General features: G+C 67.0%; 16 protein-coding genes. 6 read left to right on the top strand and 10 right to left on the bottom strand.

All coding sequences use genetic code 11. From position 1 onward, the window contains the following. Positions 1-35: 35 nt before the first annotated feature. Positions 36-950 (top strand): DMT family transporter, encoded by a 915-nt coding sequence (locus AB4Y79_RS01355; RefSeq protein WP_441858066.1) that lies wholly within the window; start codon positions 36-38, stop codon positions 948-950. Positions 951-1,067: 117 nt separating this feature from the next. Then, a complete protein-coding gene (locus AB4Y79_RS01350) occupies positions 1,068-2,864 on the top strand; it encodes a molybdopterin-dependent oxidoreductase (protein ID WP_441858065.1) in 1,797 nt (598 codons plus the stop codon). A gap of 26 nt (positions 2,865-2,890) precedes the next feature. Here AB4Y79_RS01350 and AB4Y79_RS01345 read toward each other — a convergent pair whose 3' ends face one another. From AB4Y79_RS01345 to AB4Y79_RS01335, 3 genes are all read right to left on the bottom strand, one after another. Next, complete coding sequence (locus tag AB4Y79_RS01345) at positions 2,891-3,253, bottom strand: DUF488 domain-containing protein (RefSeq protein ID WP_441858063.1); 363 nt, start codon at positions 3,251-3,253, stop codon at positions 2,891-2,893. Between the two features lie 159 nt (positions 3,254-3,412). After that, positions 3,413-3,925, bottom strand: a complete 513-nt coding sequence (locus AB4Y79_RS01340; protein WP_441858061.1) for a hemerythrin domain-containing protein — start codon at positions 3,923-3,925, stop codon at positions 3,413-3,415. 142 nt (positions 3,926-4,067) lie between these two features. Beyond that, positions 4,068-4,574, bottom strand: coding sequence for a hypothetical protein (locus tag AB4Y79_RS01335; RefSeq protein ID WP_441858059.1), 507 nt, complete (start codon positions 4,572-4,574; stop codon positions 4,068-4,070). A gap of 174 nt (positions 4,575-4,748) precedes the next feature. Here AB4Y79_RS01335 and AB4Y79_RS01330 point away from each other — a divergent pair, with 174 nt between their 5' ends. After that, a complete protein-coding gene (locus tag AB4Y79_RS01330) occupies positions 4,749-5,459 on the top strand; it encodes a response regulator transcription factor (RefSeq protein WP_441858057.1) in 711 nt (236 codons plus the stop codon). Further along, the gene (locus AB4Y79_RS01325; protein ID WP_441858055.1) at positions 5,456-6,949 is read left to right on the top strand and encodes a HAMP domain-containing sensor histidine kinase; all 1,494 of its coding nucleotides are present in this window, start codon (positions 5,456-5,458) and stop codon (positions 6,947-6,949) included. Before AB4Y79_RS01330 ends, AB4Y79_RS01325 begins: the two co-directional genes overlap by 4 nt. A 185-nt stretch (positions 6,950-7,134) precedes the next feature. On the opposite strand, the gene AB4Y79_RS01320 is transcribed toward AB4Y79_RS01325, so the two are convergent. The 3 genes from AB4Y79_RS01320 to AB4Y79_RS01310 form a co-directional block, all read right to left on the bottom strand. Then, positions 7,135-7,338, bottom strand: a complete 204-nt coding sequence (locus tag AB4Y79_RS01320; protein ID WP_441858053.1) for a hypothetical protein — start codon at positions 7,336-7,338, stop codon at positions 7,135-7,137. A 251-nt stretch (positions 7,339-7,589) separates the two neighbouring features. Then, positions 7,590-8,939, bottom strand: a complete 1,350-nt coding sequence (locus AB4Y79_RS01315) for a MinD/ParA family ATP-binding protein (protein ID WP_441858051.1) — start codon at positions 8,937-8,939, stop codon at positions 7,590-7,592. Between the two features lie 341 nt (positions 8,940-9,280). After that, positions 9,281-9,427 (bottom strand): hypothetical protein, encoded by a 147-nt coding sequence (locus AB4Y79_RS01310; protein WP_441858049.1) that lies wholly within the window; start codon positions 9,425-9,427, stop codon positions 9,281-9,283. Between the two features lie 199 nt (positions 9,428-9,626). Here AB4Y79_RS01310 and AB4Y79_RS01305 point away from each other — a divergent pair, with 199 nt between their 5' ends. Both AB4Y79_RS01305 and AB4Y79_RS01300 read left to right on the top strand, forming a co-directional pair. Further along, a complete protein-coding gene (locus tag AB4Y79_RS01305; protein ID WP_441858047.1) occupies positions 9,627-10,907 on the top strand; it encodes a glycoside hydrolase family 26 protein in 1,281 nt (426 codons plus the stop codon). Between the two features lie 296 nt (positions 10,908-11,203). Further along, positions 11,204-12,769 carry a right-handed parallel beta-helix repeat-containing protein gene (locus AB4Y79_RS01300; RefSeq protein WP_441858045.1) on the top strand — a complete coding sequence of 522 codons (1,566 nt, stop codon included), beginning with the start codon at positions 11,204-11,206 and terminating at the stop codon, positions 12,767-12,769. 117 nt (positions 12,770-12,886) lie between these two features. On the opposite strand, the gene AB4Y79_RS01295 is transcribed toward AB4Y79_RS01300, so the two are convergent. The 4 genes from AB4Y79_RS01295 to AB4Y79_RS01280 are packed head-to-tail and all read right to left on the bottom strand — an operon-like array spanning position 12,887 to position 19,020. Further along, complete coding sequence (locus AB4Y79_RS01295; protein WP_441858043.1) at positions 12,887-13,285, bottom strand: Hpt domain-containing protein; 399 nt, start codon at positions 13,283-13,285, stop codon at positions 12,887-12,889. Next, the gene (locus tag AB4Y79_RS01290) at positions 13,282-15,315 is read right to left on the bottom strand and encodes a glycosyltransferase (RefSeq protein WP_441858041.1); all 2,034 of its coding nucleotides are present in this window, start codon (positions 15,313-15,315) and stop codon (positions 13,282-13,284) included. Before AB4Y79_RS01290 ends, AB4Y79_RS01295 begins: the two co-directional genes overlap by 4 nt. Continuing rightward, entirely contained in the window at positions 15,315-17,015 is a 1,701-nt protein-coding gene (locus AB4Y79_RS01285; RefSeq protein WP_441858039.1) for an ArnT family glycosyltransferase, read from the bottom strand. Before AB4Y79_RS01285 ends, AB4Y79_RS01290 begins: the two co-directional genes overlap by 1 nt. Beyond that, positions 17,005-19,020, bottom strand: coding sequence for a hypothetical protein (locus AB4Y79_RS01280; protein ID WP_441858037.1), 2,016 nt, complete (start codon positions 19,018-19,020; stop codon positions 17,005-17,007). The genes AB4Y79_RS01285 and AB4Y79_RS01280 overlap by 11 nt, the downstream gene beginning before the upstream one ends. Positions 19,021-19,023 lie beyond the last annotated feature (3 nt).

The following is a 19,023-nucleotide window of genomic DNA, read 5'->3' as shown; positions in this document are numbered from 1 at the left end:
CGCTCGGACGTGCGCGCTTTGGGTAATGTCGGATCATGATCCAGGCATCGGCCGTATCGGCACTGACGTCTTATCACTGGCTCGGGATTCCGATCGCCACAGTCGGTGCGGTCCTGCTCGCGCTGGGGACGCTGTTCCAGCACCGGGCCGTGGAAGACCAGCCGGCCGCATCCGGCCGTGCGGCGGGCAGCATGGGCGGCGGACGCCTGCAGGCGTTGATCCGCAAGCCGGTGTGGCTTGCCGGGACGGGGATGCTGGGCGCTGCGATCCTCCTCCAGCTCACCAGCCTCCGGTTCTCGCCCCTGATCGTGGTGCAGCCCATCGGTGCCGTGGCCCTGGTGGTCACCACGCTGGCCACCGCCCGGATGACCCGCAGGTCGCCCGGCCGCCGCGCCCTCACCGCCGTCGCTCTCTGCGTCGGCGGGGTAGGTGTGTTCGTCGCAGTGGCGGCGTTCACGGCGGAGGACGTGGAGATCAGCGACCGGCAGCTGGTCACCATCCTGATCGTGCTCGCCGTCGTCCTGGCCTGTGTGGGCATGGCTTTCGCCCTGTGGCGCCACCGCTCGGGCGCCGTGGTGTTCACCGCCGGCGCCGGGATCCTGTTCGGGTTCGTCGCAGCCCTGGCCAAGACCGTCATTGCCCGGTTGTTCCAGGGCGATTTCGAATGGCTGTCCCTGACTTGCCTGGCGGGGTTGCTCATTGCGGCTTTGGCCGGCAGCTTCCTGGTCCAGAATGCCCACAGCAGGGGAACACCCGAACTGGTGGTCGCCGGCCTGACAGTCATTGACCCTCTGGTCGCCGTCGCCGTCGGCATCATTATCCTCGGCGAAGCGGCCGCAGCACCCCCGCTGGCAATCGTCCTGTTCCTGCTGTCCGGAGCCACCGCCGTCGCCGGTGTCTTCCTGCTGGCCACGGTCAAAAAATCTGTCCAGACAAGGGTCAAACGATGAACGCCACGCCGTACCCGACCAAGGGCTGGGCACCGCTGTCCGTCGTGGGAGCGTAGTCTGGGGAACAGGAACATTCCTCCCGAAAACGGCACGGGAACCAACGGCTGAAGGCACATCGTGACGCGTGAGGATCAGCAGGGCACCCGGGACGGTTCCCAGCCTGCTGTCCCTGGCACGGGCCGGGCAACGCGGGCCAGCTTCCGGGAGGAACTCTCAACCGAAGCGACCACCGTCGTCGATGGTTCCTGGGCAGGGTCTGTCCCTGCGCAGTACGGGGTGGCGCCGCGGGTGCGCATTGGGAGCAGCAAATGGTTCAACCTGCTGTGGCTGCTGCCGATCGGCTTCGTTTTGCTGCTCACTGCAGTGGCGGTTGCGAGGGGACTGCGTGGTGTCCCCGGCGTGGCGGAGTTCATCAGGGAATATCCAGGCCTGGTTGTTCCGCCGGGAGCCGAAGACCGCGCCGGGTTCCCGGCCTGGATCGGGTGGCAGCATTTCTTCAACATGGTGCTCCTGATCCCCATCATCCGTTCCGGGGTAACCATCCTTGCCGATCATCCCAGGCTGTACTGGACCCGGCATTCAACCCCGGGCAAGGCGTGGTTCAGGATCCAGAAGCCGGTGCCCCCGGACCCGCTGTACACGGCAAAGCAGGACTCCATTACCCTCCCTGACGGCGTGGGTCTGCCGGGCCGGCGGCACTCGATCGGGCTGGCCCGGTGGTGGCACCTGGGCATGGACACGCTCTGGCTGCTCAACGGCCTGATCTTTTACCTACTGATCTTCACCACGGGTCAGTGGCTCCGCCTGGTGCCCACCAGTTGGGACATCATCCCCAATGCCCTCTCGATGTCCATCCAGTACGCCTCCCTGGACTGGCCAACCGACGACAGCTGGGTCGCCTACAACAGTCTCCAGGTCCTGGCCTACTTCATCACGGTCTTCATCGCCGCACCGCTGGCGTTCATCACCGGGTTGGGCATGTCCCCGGCGTTGTCCACAAAATTCCGGTGGATCAGCAGGGTCCTCAGCATCCAGGCCGCCCGGTCCCTGCATTTCCTGGTCCTTGTCTGGTTCCTCTTGTTCATCGTGATGCACGTCTCCCTCGTGGTTGCGACGGATGCCTTGCGGAACTTCAACTACATGTATGCGGGCCGCAACTCCGGCGACTGGTACGGGTTCTGGATTTTCGCCGCGTCCCTGGCCGTAATGATCGTGATCTGGGTGGGCGTCACCCCGCTCACCTACCGGCATCCCCGGATGGTCCAGCGGATCGGGTTTGCACTCATTGGCCCGGCGCAACGTTTGTTCGAGCACCTCGATTCAAAACCCGGCCGGTACACCGAGAGCGACATTTCCCCGTATATGTGGCACAACGGCAAGTATCCCGAATCCACCGAATACAAAGCGCTCCTGGCAACAGGCTTCGCCGACTACCGCCTCCGGGTCTCCGGCCTGGTAAAGAACCCGTTGGAACTCGACCTGGCCCAGCTTCACGGCCTGGCGTACCACGAGCAGATCACCCAGCACTTCTGCATCCAGGGCTGGTCCGGAGTGGCCAAATGGGGCGGCGTCTCCATGCAAACCATCATCGATCTGGTGCAGCCGGACCCCGAGGCGAAGTGGGTGGTCTTCTACTCCTTCGCCGAAGGATCCGACGGCGGCATCTACTACGACGCCCAGCCGATCGAACAGATGAGCTACCACCTCACCATGCTCGCCTACGACATGAACAACGCGCCGCTGACTTACGGACACGGCGCCCCGCTCCGCCTGCGCAATGAGGTCCAGCTCGGCTTCAAACTCGTCAAATGGGTCAAAGGCATCGAATTCGTCAAAGACTTCTCCCACATCGGCGGCGGCGAAGGCGGATACAACAACGACCACGAATTCTTCGGCTACCGCCAATCGATTTAGCGCCACGATCCTCGCGCCGGGGGTGGCTACCGCCCGATCAGCTCGGCCAGGACTTGGGCCTCACTGATGTCGGCGGCTTTGGTTGCCGTCAGCAACGTTAGCTGTTGGCCCTTGGCGAGTTCGCGCAGATGGTCAAGCGCCTGCGCCCGGACCGGGTCTTTGAGCTCGGCTTTGTAGCGCTTGGCGAACTCGTCGAACTTGGCGGGGTCGTGGCCATACCACTTGCGCAGCTCCGTTGATGGGGAGACGTCTTTGCACCACTCGTCCAGTGCTGCCTTGGCCTTGGTCAGCCCGCGCGGCCACATGCGGTCTACCAGAACCCGTACGCCGTCGTCATCCCTGGTCCCGTCATAGACCCGGCGTACCTGGACTTCCGCTGCACTCGGCATTCCCCGGCTCCTCGCTGATTGCCCACTGCGGGCAAGGCAAAAGTACGACGGCGGCACGCGCCAAAGTGCCGGCGTGCACCGGAGCAGGGCCCGGCAGCGACGCGCCAATTCGCCCCCGACGCACGTCAGCGATTTCGAGCCACACGGTTATTCCATGCCCTATTCGTTCTCGCGGACGTACTCTTCGGGGCTGACGTCCCGGGCTTTGATGCCTCCGGCGTGTTTCGATTCGAAAATGGCGAACGACAGGCCGAGGCGGTGGCGCAGTTCCAGGGACGCATGCTGGCGGAAGTCCGTCAGGCCTTCGCGTTCCTCCTCTGCCATGTGATCACCGTTGACTTCATTGACCTTGGCCAACGCCGCCCACCACTCCGGTGCTCCGGCCTGATGCTGCGTAACGTCACTGATGGCGTCCCGGATTTCGTTGTGGTCGTGGATCGCATCGGTGGTCTCGTCCTCCGGGGAATCCTTCCCGCCTGCGCCCTCCCCCAATTTCAGCAACTCGGGGTAGAAGAGTTCCTCTTCACCTTTGGCGTGGACTTCCAGCAGGATGCGCAACCGGTTCCAGACAGCTTCCAGGTCCGGCGCTTGGCAGCGATGCATCTCATCGAGCAGGGCGAACAGGCGCCGCTGTTCGTGGTGGTCGTTCAGAATCACTTCAACGATGTCCATGGTGGCCCTTTCAGCGGGATATGTACCTGTCAGCACTAACTCTCAAGGTACCCATTTGTCGCGCCGGCACCCGCAGGCCACGATGCGCGCCCGCGCTCTCCCAGCAGGACTGTTGGGAGAGTGCCGGCGCATATCAGGGCGTTTATTGCTTGGCGGGTGTTTGGGCCAACTTGGTCTGGATGGCCTTTGCCTCCTTTTGGATCTTGTCTCCATAGCCGCCGTTGAGGGCGTTGTCCTTGATCTTCGCTGCATCGCCATCACGGTCGGAGGCTGCCGCCGCTTCCAGGGTCTTCAGGTCCGCCTGCAGGTTTGCGGGGAGCTTGTCGAAAGCAGCGGTCTGATGAATCAGCACGTACGCGATCTCGTGGGCCTTGTCTCCGAAGCCATCCGCGGCCTGGATATCAACCCTGAGTTCGGTTCGAAGCGCGCGTACAAACGGATGGGCGGCAGGGTGCTTCCCGCTGCCGGGTCCGGCCGCCGCTGCGGATGAAGCGCCGGCGGACGGCGACGGGTTTTGGCTGGCTGCCGATGCTGACGTTGCCCCAAGAACCGCTCCCCCGATGAGGACAGCTCCTGCAGCGGCCGCGCCCGCGCGGACGCGCCAGAGCCGTGTGTCGCGGTTACGGGGCGCCGTGGGGTTCGTGTTCATGCATTTCTCCTCGATGATTCCGTGGACCTGGGACAGTTTGTGCCAGGTCGGCACTGTCTTGGTCTTTGTACTCTGGCGTGGCTAGATCAGGGCCGTGTTCGGCGAATGTAAGAGGACGGTAAAGTTCAGGTGCCGCCAAGCCGGGGCCGTGCTGCCATGGCGTTCAATGGGTACATGGAGCAAGAAACGGCTGCCGGCGCAATGCCGGCCCGCGGACTCGTGCTGATCGTCGAGGACGAGCGCGCCATCGCTGATGTGCAGCGCCTCTATCTGAGCAGGGCGGGTTTCGGTGTGCACGTCGAAGCGACCGGGGAAGGCGGCCTGGAACGGGTCCGGAGCCTGAGGCCGGTCGCGGTTGTGCTCGACGTCGGGCTGCCCGGCATCGACGGAATCGAGGTTTGTCAGCGGATGCGTGCCAGGAACGACTGGACCCCAATCATCTTCGTCACCGCCCGCGACGAGGAAGTGGACATGCTGCTGGGGTTGGAGCTGGGCGCCGATGACTACCTGACGAAGCCGTTTTCGCCCCGGGAACTGGTGGTCCGTCTCAAGACGGTTCTCCGCCGCAGCGCCGGAGTCCCGGCAAGCGGGACCCTGCGCGTCGGGTCGGTGGCCCTGGACCCGGAGAACCGCACCGTAAGCGTGGAAGGCGAGCCCGTTGAACTGACCGCGAGGGAGTTCGATGTGCTCGCCTACCTGTTGGCCAGCCCCGGCCGGGTATTCAGCCGCGAGCAGCTCCTCTCAGCCGTCTGGGGGCAAGCAGACTACTCGGCCGGGCGCACCGTGGATGTGCATATCGCCCAGTTGCGCTCCAAGCTCGGCCCGGGCAACCATATCCGCACCCTGCGCGGCGTCGGATACTCTGCCGACAGTGATCGGGCGTGAACGGCCTGCTCCCGGGAGTGGGCGCACCCGAGCAGCACCCCCGGGGTGAGCCCGGAAATGCTCTTATGCTCTGGCTGCGCTCATTGGCTGGACGGATCACCCTCGTCACCGCCGCCGTCGCCATCCTTGCAGTCCTCGTCACCGGCAGTGTTGCCTTTCCGCTGATCCGTTCCGCTGCCGTCACCCAGGCCAGGGAGCAGCTTTCCCGCCAGGCCGACGCTTTCAGCGCGGCCCCGGTTGCAGCCCAGGCGCTTGACCTGCGCGAACGCCACCTCCTGGGACCGGACAACTACGACCTGTCCAGCATCACCGCCGGCGGCGCCGTCACGGGCGCGGCGGCTCAGATTCTGAGTCCGGACGAGGTACACCCGGTGCTCGCCGGGCAAAAGATCTCCCGCACCCTCACTAAGGGCGGTGTCCAGTTCCTCGTGGAAGCGAGGCCCCTCACCAAGGGCGGCGGAATCGTCCTGACCCGCTCACTCGCGGACGTCAACGCTGCTTCGGCCCGTCTTCTTCAACCAACTCTTCTGGCGCTGGCGGCGGGGCTCCTGATCGCCGTACTGGCCGGCACGCTGCTTGCCCGGCGGCTCTCGGGCCCGCTCGTCAGGACAGTAGCTGCAGCTCGGCGAATGGCTGGCGGCGAACGGACCGTTCACCTTGAGCCGGCCGGCGTTACCGAGGTCCGTGCCGTTGGAGAAGCCATCAACAGCCTCGACCATGCGTTACTGGCCAGCGAAAGCAGGCAACGTGAGTTCCTGCTTTCCATCTCTCACGAGATCCGCACGCCGCTCACGGCGCTGCGCGGATACGCCGAGGCCCTGCAGGACGGCCTGATACCACCCGAAGACACGGCCCATGTGGGGCAGACCCTGGCCACGGAAACGGACAGGCTGGACGGCTTTGTCCGAGACCTGCTCGCACTGGCACGGTTGGAGGCTGACGATTTCACCCTCGATGTCCAACGCGTCGACATCCCCGCCCTCCTGGAGCAGGCGCAGCGTGCATGGCAGCCGGCAGCGGCTCAGGCCGGCGTGGATCTCACGCTCCAGATCCCTGCTCCGGACGCCGGAGAACCCCTGATGGTCATCACGGACGCACAGAGACTCCGCCAAATCATCGACGGGCTCATCGGCAACGCCCTGCGCGTCACCCCACCCGGGAAACCCCTGGTCCTTCACGCCGGAATCGAGGAGCCGGCCCCCTCCCCCGACGTGGCGCGAACCACGAACCAACAGGGCATCGTCGCGATCCAGGTCCGTGACAATGGTCCCGGCCTCACCGCCGACGACGCCGCCATCGCTTTCGACCGCGGCGCGCTGGCACGCCGCTACAGCGGACAGCGGCCAACCGGCAGCGGGCTCGGCTTGTCCATAGCTGCCCGGCTGGCCCAGCGGATGAACCTCAACCTCACCGTGGAACCGACAGACCCGGCCGAAAACGGCGCCTGCTTTTGCATCCGGCTGCCGCGGGCAACCAACGTCCAACGCTGACCCGTAGCGCAGGCTACGGGACCTGGCCGGGGCCGCGGATATCGAGTTGAGGGTCTTCAGGCCGGGCCTCGGCGGCCACACGTTAGGTGGAATGCCCGGGACAAGGGAAAGGCTCAGCCGCCGCAGCACGCTGAACGACGGCGGCGCGCGCCACATTGCCTGCGTGCACCCGAGCGGGGCCCGGGCTAGGTGATCAGGTAACTGTCCTCGGCGTCGTGCCGGGGCGCGGGCTTCACGAACGGCAGCGAGCCCACCACTGTCTTCACCCCGATCACGGGCAACAATACCGCCGCAGCCGCCACAGACAACGCAGTGAAACCAACAAGCTCCAGCGTCTCGCGCTTCGGCAGGCGGCGACGGCGGCGCCCACCATCCATGAGATCCATCATGGTGACGACGCTACGAGCCCGCAGCCAGGATTTCCCCGGTACCGGCTACCTGTCTTTCACACCGGCCACTACTCAGGCAGCCACCGGGGAGCGGGACGCACACTCTGCGACGCCGATCAGCGACGCGCAAATTCGCCTCCGACGCAGGTCTGCATTTTCGCGTCCCACATCTGGGCCGCGCCAGGGAATCTGCGCAGCGAAAATGCGAGTGGGCGTCGAAAACGGCGGCGCCCGCCGGAAAGAGCGGAGCCTTACCGGTACCCGTCCACGATCGCGGCGGCAATTTCCTTGTACGCCCGCCGCGTCTCCGGCTTGAGTACGTCCAGGGTCACCAGGTCGCCGTCGGCCACCCCGCGGTCGTGCGGCACGGCGATCAGTTCGCGGCAGATCCCGGAGAGGTGCTCCTCGATGGCGTCCTTGTCCACCCGGGAGGACACCTCGTCCTTGTCCGTGATCACCACAATCGCGTTCCGGGCCAGGTCCTCGTACCCGTGGCTGGCCAGCCAGTGCAGGGTGCTGCGCGCCCGCTTGGCACCGGATACCGCGTAGCCTGCGGCGATCACCAGGTTGTCGGCCGACTGCAGGATCCCGCTCATCGCGTTGTGCGTGACGCCGGTGCCGCAGTCGGTCAGAGCCACCGAGTAGTAGCTGGAGATGAGTTTGCGGATCCGCAGGTATTCCTCGGCCGTGAGCGAGTCCGAGACTTCCGGGTCCTGCTCCCCCGCGATCAGGTGCAGCCGGCCGGCGTGGTGCATGTACCGGGCCAGGGCCGTCAGCGAGTTGATGGACTCAATGTTCTCCAGCAGGTCCGTGATGGTCCGCGGGCTGGACTGCTGGTAGATGCCCTCGCCCAGCGCGCGCTCCACGAGGTCGCCGGAGTCCGGGTTGGCGTCGATGGCGCAGGGCGCGTCGCCGCGGTATTCGGCCAAGGTCAGGCCTACGCCCACCGTGGTGGAGGTCTTGCCGATGCCGCCCTTGAGGCTCAGGATGGCGGTGTTGTAGCTGCCCTGGAGCTGCCGCGAAATCCGCCGCCCCAGTTCGTCCTCCTGGCGCTGCTTGGCTCCCGGGCCCAGGTTCCAGGCGCCGCCGGTCAGGTTGTACAGCGCACCACGGAACCCGCCTACCGGCCGCGGCTTCTGCTCCTTGACGAACAGGCCGGGCGAGCTGATGAAGTCCGGCATGGGGCTTTCGGCGATCGCGTCCGCCACGGTGGGCCGGCTGCGGCGGAAGGAAGGAGCGTCCGACGACGGCGCTGCCGCTTCCGGAGCCACCTCACCTGAGCGGCCGCCCGGCACAGCGGATTCATGCACAGAAGCTCCGGGCCCAGCAGCGCCCGGCACAGCAGTGGCAGGTGCCGCGGATCCGGGCAGGGAGGCGCCCGGGACAGAAGCGATGGGGGCGGCTGCCGGCCCCGACACCGGGGCAGAAGCAGGGGCAGCAGGGGGTACCGCCGGTGCGGAAGCCGGCGCCCGGGTGGGTGCCGGTGCGCGGGACGGCTTGGTGGCGTCGGCTGCGGCGGCCGCCTCGGCCCAGGACGTGCGGCGGGTCACCGGCTTTCCGGCGTCGTTGGAACTGGAAGGGGAAGGGGTTACTGCTGGCATGGTTCCTGTCCAGGCATCGTCCACTGAGCCATCGGCACGACGAAGGTCGCGGCGTCGGCGCAGTTGCGGCTGCCCTGCATCCTCTGCTGGGGCGCCTGCATTCTGATCCGCCGGTTCTGGCATGTCTGTCCCCCCGGACGATTCGGCAAACTGTTATGCAGTACTGGTTCAAACAGTAAGTCTAGGTGCTGGGACCGGGATGCCCAGCCAGGCTGTGTACCTAGTGGTGCGTGAGGGCGGCCGCTACCACGGCGACGGTGAGGATCAGGAGGACGGCAAGGACGGTGTAGCCCACCCACTTGGGACGGCCTTTGTGGGGGTTGATATCGACATACGGCATGTCAGCGCTGATGACCTCGGGGTGCGGGACGGACGGGGATCCGGAGTGCGCGGCGCTTGAGCCGCAGCATCTGGTAGAGGACTGCAAAGGGGATCAACAACGTGCCGAGCAAAGCGAACAGCGCAAAAGCGTAGTCGGAAAAAGCCACAACAGCCTCCATTGGTGATAGTGAGCCCCCGCATAGACCCAACCAGAAGAGAGCGAAATTGACAAATTGCGTCAAAAACTCAAGGTTCCCTCAAGACGCCGCCGTTTCCTCAAGATGCCGCCTTCCCGCCGGACCCGCGCCGGGACCCGGCGGCACTTAGGATGGGGAGACGAAACCGCAGGCCAACAGGGGGTCCGCTTTGCCTGACCACCAGTCCACGGACAATTCCCTGACCCGCCGCGAGGCACTGGCTGACAGGTTCAAGTCCTGGGCCCTCCCGGTGGCGGTGGCGGTACTGGCCGTGGGATTCGGTGTAGCGAGCATCACCACCGGGTTGGCTGACCGGAACCGCGCCGCCCAGGATCAGAGCACGGCAGCGGAGGCAGACCAAGCCCAGCCCGTCTGCGAGGTGGCGGACCGCGCGAGCCTGGCGCCGTCGTCGGGAACCCTGTTCGGGGTGAACCTGGATCCGGCCGCCAAACCGCTGGCCCAATACGCCACCGAGCTGGGGCACAAGCCCGCCGTGAGCGTCTCCTTCGTGGACTTCCCGTACACGGACCAGGACAGGACCAACCTGCAGCAGGCCGCCGCCCAGATCCGTAAAGACGGACACATGATGCTGCTGACGCTCGAACCCCAAAAGGGCCTCTCCGCCGTCACGCCTGACGCGATCGAGGGCCTGGTGAAGGACCTGGTTTCCATCAACGGCCAGGGCGTCCCTGTGGTGGTCCGGTTTGCCCATGAGATGAACGGCTTCTGGTTCCCGTGGTCGCAGCAGCCGGTGGAATTCCGGGCCGCGTTCACGCAGGTGGCCGACGCCGTCCATGCCGGGGCGCCGGGCTCGGCGATGATGTGGGCGCCCTCCTACGCCGGCGGCTACGCCTACCCGGGCCGGGTGTACGACGTCCAGCCCGGGACGCCGGACTTCACAGCGCTGGATACAAGCGACGACGGCGCCCTCAACATGGCGGACGATCCTTACGCCCCGTTCTACCCCGGGGACGCCGCGGTGGACTGGGTGGGCCTGTCCCTTTTCCATTGGGGTGCCACCTACCCGTGGGGTGCGAATGCGGTGCCTGAGCCCAACAAGTTCGCGGACCAGCTCACCGGCAACTACAACGGCACCAACGGGGACGAGCGGCTCCTCCCGGATTTCTACACCGAGTACGCGGTGAACCACGGCAAGCCGCTGGCCATCCCAGGAACGGCGGCCCTGTACAACCCTGCCGCGGGCGGCCCGGCCGAAGCGGACATCAAGCGGGCCTGGTGGGAGCAGGTGTTCAGCGCCCGGACCCACGCGCAGTTCCCCAACCTGAAGATGATCAACTGGTTCGAGTGGGACAAGGACGAGGCCGAGGTGAAGGGCCGGGTGGACTGGACCGTCACCAGCACTCCGGCCATCCGGGACGCCTTCACTGCGGCGCTGCCGGACTGGCTCAAGTATGGCGCCGGGACCAACTGCCGCCCGGCCGGGTCCTGATTCACCGCTTCCGATCCCCCGCTGCTGATCGGGCCAGAACCCCCTAAACAAACCTGCATTGCCCTTGTGAAAGCGCATTCCCTGTGTTTGAATCGTTCCATCTTCGGGATTTGGGACATATCAGCGGGGCTGCGGGGCCGCCATCCTTTCCCGGGCGCACCAGAACCAGGCCACCACTCCCGGCCGTTTTGTGGTGCGCACAGCGCTTTGTCACATCGATAAAGGGACATCCCTGAAGGTCTCCCCCAGAGCATTTTTTCCAGATGATTCGACATACATACAAAGGAGTAATGTGCGTGAAAAAATCAAAGAGGATAGCTGCTGCAGTGGCCGGTGCCTGTGTGATGGGGGCCTTGTTCGTCGTTGACCCCGCCAGCGCGAGTCCGGCGGAACAGCCGCCGGCCCCGGACCTGTCGATGCTCACCGCGGTGGCGGCAGCGCCCTCACCGGATGCGCACGCCTATTTCATCTCGCCGAGCGGAAGCGACAGCAACCCGGGAACACAGAGCGCTCCCTTCAAGACGCTGATGAAAGCGCAGGCAGCAGCGTCGGCCGGAGACATCGTCTACATCCGCGGCGGAATCTACAACCAGTTCGAAATACCCGAAACCAACAATCCGTTCGAAGACGTCTACCACTACGTCAATGACATCTATAAGAGCGGGATCACCTACGCGGCATACCCGGGGGACGCCCGGCCGGTTTTCGATTTCAGCAACGTACCCACCGATCAGCGCGTGGCCGGCTTCTACATCGAAACGGCAGTGACCGGCGTGAACTTCGTCGGATTCGATGTCACCGGAGTCAAGGTGGGCGCCCAAAAGCAATCGGAGGCTTTCAGGATTGCCGGCGGCGCCAACTTCCTCAACATGGCAGCCCATGACAACGAGGCAATCGGCTTCTACTACACGCTGAACGGAACGGGCGTTGTCCTGAACAGCGACTCGTACAACAACATCGGCCCCACCGCCCTGTCGGCCGGAAATACCGACGGCTTCGGTGCGCACGCAAAGAACGTGTGGTTCATCAATGACCGGGCGTGGCACAACAGTGATGACGGCTTCGACAGCATCACCTCAGAAGGCCGGGTGGCCTACATCAATGACTGGTCGTTCGACCACCACGGCAACCAGAACGGCGTGGGTGACCAGAACGGATTCAAGGTGGGCGGGTACGCGTACCGCACCACCGGGCTCCCTGATCCGATTCCACTTCACACAGTTATTAACTCCCTGGCCGCTAATAACGGCGCCAACAACTTCTACGCCAACCATCAGCCGGGACAATCGGCGAAGTGGATCAACAACACGGCCTACAAGCCCGGGTACGGCGCCAATTTCAACTTGCTGGAGCGCGTGAGCCCAACAAGCCCGCAGAACATTCCGGGCTACCGGGAGGTCCTGCACAACAACGTGGCCTACTCCGGCCCGCTGACCTCAAACGACAACACTCCGGCGGAGAACGAGACGAACAATTCGTGGACGATCGATGGCGGCCTCAGCGTGGCTGCCGGAGACTTCGAGAGCCTGGACATGCAGCAGCTGACCGCTCCCAGGAAGGCGGACGGCTCACTCCCGGACGTGACGTTCATGAAGCCTGTGGCTGGCAGCGCGCTGCAGGAGCACGGGCTGGGCTACCTCGCGGACAAGGGCGATCCCTTTGCGACGCTGGAGAAGCTGGTGACCACCTACAGCAGCTCCGGAGACATTGATAACCAGGGCCTGCGGGACAGCCTCGTGACCAAGCTTCAGGACCATGAGCTGGCTGCCTTTACCCAGGAACTGAAGGCACAGCGGCAAAAGCACATCAGTGACTATGCCGCCGATACCCTGACCCTGGTGGCGGACGCGCTGGCAAGGTAGGGCGTGCCCGCCTGAAACCGCGGCGGGACGTTGTCCGGGGCACATCGTACAGATGCGTCCCGGACAACGGTTGCGCCCGGCCAAGGTCCGGTGGGGCCGGCCCCTATGACCTTCAGCTCAGGGATGCAGCAGGCCGTTGACGACGACGGCGCCGGCCTTCAGGACGGCGGCGACGGCGGGTGCCAGCACATCGAGCAATGGTTCCGCGGCTGCCCAGTCGCCCCGGCAGATGAGGGCTTCCATGGCCTCGGCGAGCGCCGCCAGCTGCAGGGCGCCCACCATGGTGGAGGTGACCTTGAGGCTGAGTGCCCGGTCCGTGGCGGTGTCCCCGTCGCCGCCACGGACGGCGTTGCTGACCTTGGCCAGCCGGTCCGGCAGCATCTCCAGGTAGGCGCCCAGGAACGCGTGCGCGCCGGCGGGGCTGTCCAGCTCCTCCCCCAGGTCCCGGACGCACCGCGGGTCCAGGACCGGAAGCTCCAGGGCTGAGGGGTCCAGCACGGAAAGGTGCGCGCTCACGCGGACCACCGCCCGTCGTCGTGATACTCCTCATCCAGCCCGTGCGGGGTCTTCTCCCATTTGTGCGGACTGGAAATCATCTGCCAGGCCGCACGCCAGGCGGCCACGGCGTGCAGCACCCAGTACGCCGGGTTCAGCAGCGCGAAGATGGCGATCCGCCAGCCGTGCCGCCGCCAGGTGGCGATGCCGGACACCAGGATCATCATGGCGTTGCCGAACAGCATGGACACCACCCCGCCCAGCAGCAGCCATTCGGGCAGCACCAGGCCCACAAAGTTGTAGCCCACATAGGTGACGATGGTGAAGCCGAGCACCAGCGGGTAGGCGAGGAACGCCAGCGGGGTGCCCAGGATCAGGCCCAGGAAGCCGACGGCGCCCGCCACCCCGGTGCGCTTGACGTACCGGACGGTGTTGCGGGTGTTCACGGCCGCGGTGACCATGTACCCCTTGATCCAGCGGGTGCGCTGCTTGATCCACGCGGGCACCTGCGAGCAGGCTTCCTCCCAGGTGGTGGAGTTGATGACACCCACCCGGTAGCCTTCGACGGCGGCGCGGAGCCCCAGGTCCGCATCTTCCGTGACGTTCCACGGATCCCAGGCACCCACCAGGCGCAGCAGCCGGGTGTCGAAGTGGTTGGACGTGCCGCCCAGCGGCAGCGGGATGCCGGAGCGGTCCAGGCCCGGGAGCATGGAGTCGAACCAGTGCGTGTATTCGATGGCGAAGAGCCGGGTGAGGACGTTCTGGTCCGCGTTGAAGTAGTTCAGGGCGGCCTGCACGCAGATCAGCGGCCGCCGGTCGGGGGCCAGGTAGCGCCGCTCGAAGGCGTCCTGCCGGAACGCGTCAATGGCCGCGCGGAGCTGGCCCGGGTCCGGCCGGTCCTCGGCGTCGTAAATCACCACGTACTCGCCGCGCGCGAAGGTGAGGCCGTAGTTGCAGGCCCGGGGCTTGGTCTGCGGTTCGCCGCGGGGCACCACCAGGATCCGCACGTACTCCGGCGGCCGGGAGCGCTTGGCGGCCTCGATGGTCTCGGTATCGTCCTCTTCCAGCAGCACCAGCACGTCCAGCTTGGAGCGCGGATAGTCCAGCTGCCCCAGGTTGGCCAGCAGCTTGTTGATGATGTTGGCCTCGCGGAACACCGGGATCAGGATGGTGTACACGGGCAGCTCGCCGTCGGGGATCCGGCCGGCCAGCCCGGAAGGACCACCCAAAACCCCGGAACCCAGCGCCCCGGAACCCAACGTCCCCATACCGCGCCGCTCCAGTTCCCGGGCCCGGGCCTTGGCGGCGGACTTGTCGTGCAGTGCGTCGAACGGCTGGCGGAGGCTGGCCAGGGTCTTGAAGCCGATGCTCACCAGGAACACCACGTTCACGGCCGTGAGCAGGACGATCACCGTCAGCCGCGCCTCGAGGACCAGCCCGGCCAGCAGGCAGCTGAGCAGGACGGCGGGCAGGAGCCGCTGCCACAGGTTCAGTGCCGTGCGGGCGGAACCGTCCGGTTGTTCCTCGGCCAGGCGTTCGGCGGATTCGTAAAGCAGGTGGTGGCGGAAGGCGCGCTGGATGGAGTGGTTGATGTCCCAGTCGGTGGTGGTGCGGAACACCACCTGCTCCGCCCCGGGGATGCGAAGGGCGGCGGCCCGGATGTCCTCGTTGGGTTTGACGGCGGTGGCCACGGTGAGCACGCCGTCCTCCAGGTGCCAGGGCAGCCAGCCGGGCTCGGACACCTCGGTGAAGCTCAACTGCTCCAGCAGGGCGTCGTCCGAGGGGTGCTGCACCAGGTCCACCAGCGGCGCGTCCCACTGTTCGGCGAGGACCTGGTAGACGTGCCGCCGGTTCAGCCCGGTTTCCAGGATGATGTGCCGGCCCAGCAGTCCGCCTTCAGTGTTGGCGCGGACCAAGGCGCGGTCCAGCTGTTCCGTGGTGATCAGGCCTGCCAGGAGCAGGGTCTGGCCCAGCGCCACGGACTGCACGCCAACGCCGTCATCATAGGAGGCGGCCGGAGCACCAAACAGGACCGGGGCTGACTCTGCCATCAGTTGACGGTCCTTTCGTAAATCCGGTGCGTGGGGCTGGAGAACACCACGGCGTAGCGGGCGTTGAACGTGCGGCTGGTGCTGATGGCCTGGTACACCAGGTCCGTGAACCCGGAATCCAAGGGAGCGTCCTCGCCCTCCACGTTCACCAGCACCCACTTGGCGTATTTGGCCGGGTCCCGCAGGGCGGGGCCAAAGTGGTCGCCGGCGGCCCGGTTGTAGATGTTGGCGAGCGGGATGCCCATCATGGGGAGCACGGCGTTCCCGCGGGCGCTTTCGTCCAGGAGGATCCCGCCGCCGTCGTAATGCTGTTTCAGCCAGCGGGCCGCGGCGAAGGAGTAGGTGTTGGACTCGTGGGACATCCGGCCCTCGGCCAGGACGGCCAGCCGGCCGGCGGGGTCCTGCAGCCACCACGCGTTTTGCCCAGCCAGGGCCAGCAGCAGGAACGCCACAATCCAGGACCGCGTCCGACGACGGCGGGTCACCTGGTGCACGAAGGCCGCCACCAGCACGGCGGCCAGGGGCAGCGCGGTGAGGGCGAAGCGGTTGTTCCACCAGGTGCTGGGGAGGGAGTGGTCGTTGTTGATGGCGGTCTGGCCCAGGTAGAGGCTGAGCAGGGCGAAGGCGTAGGCGCTGCCGGTGACCGCCACCAGCAGGGTGCTGGTGGCCAGGCCGCGCCGGTACACCACCACCAGGGCGCCGCACGCCGCGGCAACCAGCACGGACATGCCCAGGGTTTCCAGCAGGGACCAGTGGAACGTCCAGAGGGTCAGGCCCAGGTTGCCTTTGGTGGGGAGCAGGCCGCCGTCGGTGATGTTCTTCTGCTGCGCGTAGGCGGAGTACTGGCCGAACATGAATTCCAGCGGGTTGCCGTAGATGGCCCAGTTGTAGGAGAGCCACCACAGCACGGCGGCTGCGGGGACCATGGCGTAGGCGGCGGCCATCTTGGTGGCCTCGCGCCATTGGCGGGAGCGGCGCAGCTCGGTGACCAGGACGAACAGGGTGCCGGTGAGTACCAGGGCCCAGCCTTCGTAGCGGGAGAGCACGGCGGCGCCGGAGGGGATCCCGGCGAACACGGCGAGCTCGCCGGCGCTCATGCGGCGCCGGCTGGTGGCCCAGTGCGCCAGGCCGGCCATGCCGGCCACCAGGCACATGAGCAGCACGGGTTCGGTGAGGGCGGTGGTGTAGGTGTAGAGGATGGCGGGGTTGGCCAGGAGCACCAGTACCGCGGCCAGCCGGCCGGTGCGCCCGTAGCCCAGGCGGGCGCAGATCCGGTACAACCCGGCGGCGGTGGCGGCCAGGGCGATGGTGCCCAGCACGCAGGCGCCCCAGCCGCTGCTGAACATCCAGAGGTTGATGATGAACGGCATGAGCAGCAGGTGGGGCATGGGCAGCCACACGGTGCCGAGCTGTTCGAACCCGGGGGCTTTGCTGTCGAACACGCGCCGGGCGATGGTGAGGTGGCTTTGCGCGTCCGAATAATCCAGGTTGCTGCCCTGGCCGGTGGTGTAGAGGCAGGCCAGGAAGCCGACGGCGGCCGCCACCACCGCGATGGTGGCCGTGCCGGGGATGCGGCGCCCGGCCGCCGGGGAACCCAGGGCGGTCCAGGTGCGGCGCAGCCATGGGGTCCGCTCCCCCGCAGCCGGCCTGGCCGGGGTGTCCGTCAGGGGTGCGAGGGCCGCCTGCATGTCACTGGCCACGGGCGGTGTCCGCGGCGGCCTGTTCCAAGGCGTCGGCGTGGGCCTGGGCAGCGCGGCGGTGGCGACGGCGGAGCAGGACGCGGGTGCCCGCGGCCAGGACCAGCGCGGCAGCTGCGGCGGCGAGCCAGAGTGCCAGTGGCCGGAACCCGTCGGTGACTTCGGCCTGCGGGGTGATGGCGTTGGTTTCCAGCAGCACGGGGTTGCCGGTGGTCTGGGTGACCAGGATGTTGCGGGACAGGGAGCTCCAGCCGCCGGGCTGCTGCTGGACGTAGCTGGCCAGGCTGGCCTGCAGGGTGCCGGGGGTGGCCGCCGGTGCCTTGGTGTCGGCGGTGTCCGGGGCCCAGCCGCCCAGGAGCAGGAGGTTGCGGCCGTTTTGTTCGTAGGCTTCCAGGGCGCCGTAGGGGGCGCTGGTGCCTACGCCGTATTCGATGTCCCGGCTGGAGACGGTGCGGAATCCGGCGAGCCGGAGCGGGGCGCCGGCTCGTTCGGCGGTGGCGGGGGTGGCGCCCACCAGGAGGCCGGAGTCGCTGGAGTCGAGAAGGGCGGCGGGGGTGGTGAGGCGCACGTCCAGGAGGGAGTCGTTGTCGCGTTGGAGGGAGAACGCCAGCGTGGCTGCGTTGTTGGTGTTTTGCTGGGCGGTAGCGCCGGCGTCGAACGCGATGGGGAGGGTGGTGCCCAGTACTTGGGGGAAGCGGGCGAAGCCGGGCTTGATGGAGTGGCCGCGCTGGGCGGTGAGTTTGCTTCCGGTGGTGTCCACGGTGAGTTCCATGGGGAGCAGCCCGGCGGGGCCTGAGCAGTCGCCGCCGGCGGGGAGGGCGGTGAGGCGCAGGCGCAGGCCGTTGCGGGACTGGATGTGGCCGGCGGGGACGTCGGCAGTGATGTCGAAGGTGTCGCCGGCCAGGGTTTGGGAGCTGAGCAGGTAGTCGTTCCAGTAGACGGAGAGCGCGGCCTGCCCGCCAGTGGGGACGGCGGTGTGGGTGCCGCGGAGCTGGAGGCTGATGGCGGAGACGGGGCCGCCGAACTGGGACTGGTTGACGCCCAGGTAGGTTTCCTGGGTTCCGTAGCCGGCCAGCCGGATGGCCTGGGCGCCCAGGTCTGTGAAGGTTTGTTCGGGGCCTGCGGCGGCGGGGACGGTGGAGGTCATGCCGGTGACGGTGGAGCCGTCAGCCAGGGCGGATTTGGTGTCCGCCAGGGCGCGGGCTGCGGTGCGAAGTTGGTCGCCGGTGCCGGTGATGGTGAGGGCGGGGCGGCCGGCCTGGGTGGCGAGTGTGGTGCTGGCGGGACCGTCCGTGGCGCTGATGGTGATGATGCGCGAGCCGGCGGGGAGGGCGGCGGCCTCCGCGTCCATGTCCTGCGGTGGCACGAGCGTGAGTGCGGCGTCCGGGTAGCGGTGGGCCATGGCGGCGGAGGCGGCGAGGATGGCGGCGGAGACGTCGGTGGAGGGCTCGGCCGGGACGGGGATGAGGATGGCGGGCACGGAGGGAGCCAGGAATTCGGCCACGGTGGTGGGTGCGGTTTCGGTGCCTTGGGTGGTGAGGCTGATGTTGTTGAGCGTGGCGGTGGACTGGGTGGCGGTGCAGACGTCCCGGACGGCGGGGTTGTATTCCAGGGCCAGGACCAGCTGGTGGTCGGTGAGGTCCGCCGCGCTGACCGGGGCGTCCAGGGCGATGATTCCCTTGGCCGGCGCTTCGAGGAGGGTCCTCCCCTGGACGCTGACGCGGATGGTGCCCGTGGTGGGCTGGCCGGTGACGGCGATGCTGCCGGTGATGCGGGCGGGCTGCAGGCCGGGGGCGACGGGGACGGCGAGCTGCTGCCCGGACTGGCCGGGCATGGCGGACACGGAGGCCAGGCTGGCGGGGGCGGTTGCCGGGTTGGTGTGGGAGGCGGCGGCGCGTTCCGTGGGCGCTGCGGCGGGAGCGGCGGCGTTGGCGGCGGATGGGAACTGGACGGCGGCAAGCAGGGCGCAGGTGAGAACAACGCTCCCTGCCCGGAGACGTGAGAGCATGCC

This window comes from Pseudarthrobacter sp. YAF2, from assembly GCF_052113345.1.
Lineage (GTDB): Bacteria > Actinomycetota > Actinomycetes > Actinomycetales > Micrococcaceae > Arthrobacter.
This window is presented reverse-complemented; position numbering and strand designations above follow the sequence as displayed.

Excerpts from the sequence above, each read along its gene's own strand:
- AB4Y79_RS01315 (WP_441858051.1), bottom strand. The coding sequence starts at position 8,939 with ATGCCAGCAGTAACCCCTTCCCCTTCCAGTTCCAACGACGCCGGAAAG.
- AB4Y79_RS01330 (WP_441858057.1), top strand. The coding sequence starts at position 4,749 with ATGGAGCAAGAAACGGCTGCCGGCGCAATGCCGGCCCGCGGACTCGTG.
- AB4Y79_RS01335 (WP_441858059.1), bottom strand. The coding sequence starts at position 4,574 with ATGAACACGAACCCCACGGCGCCCCGTAACCGCGACACACGGCTCTGG.
- AB4Y79_RS01290 (WP_441858041.1), bottom strand. The coding sequence starts at position 15,315 with ATGGCAGAGTCAGCCCCGGTCCTGTTTGGTGCTCCGGCCGCCTCCTAT.
- AB4Y79_RS01320 (WP_441858053.1), bottom strand. The coding sequence starts at position 7,338 with ATGATGGATCTCATGGATGGTGGGCGCCGCCGTCGCCGCCTGCCGAAG.
- AB4Y79_RS01355 (WP_441858066.1), top strand. The coding sequence starts at position 36 with ATGATCCAGGCATCGGCCGTATCGGCACTGACGTCTTATCACTGGCTC.
- AB4Y79_RS01345 (WP_441858063.1), bottom strand. The coding sequence starts at position 3,253 with ATGCCGAGTGCAGCGGAAGTCCAGGTACGCCGGGTCTATGACGGGACC.
- AB4Y79_RS01340 (WP_441858061.1), bottom strand. The coding sequence starts at position 3,925 with ATGGACATCGTTGAAGTGATTCTGAACGACCACCACGAACAGCGGCGC.
- AB4Y79_RS01280 (WP_441858037.1), bottom strand. The coding sequence starts at position 19,020 with ATGCTCTCACGTCTCCGGGCAGGGAGCGTTGTTCTCACCTGCGCCCTG.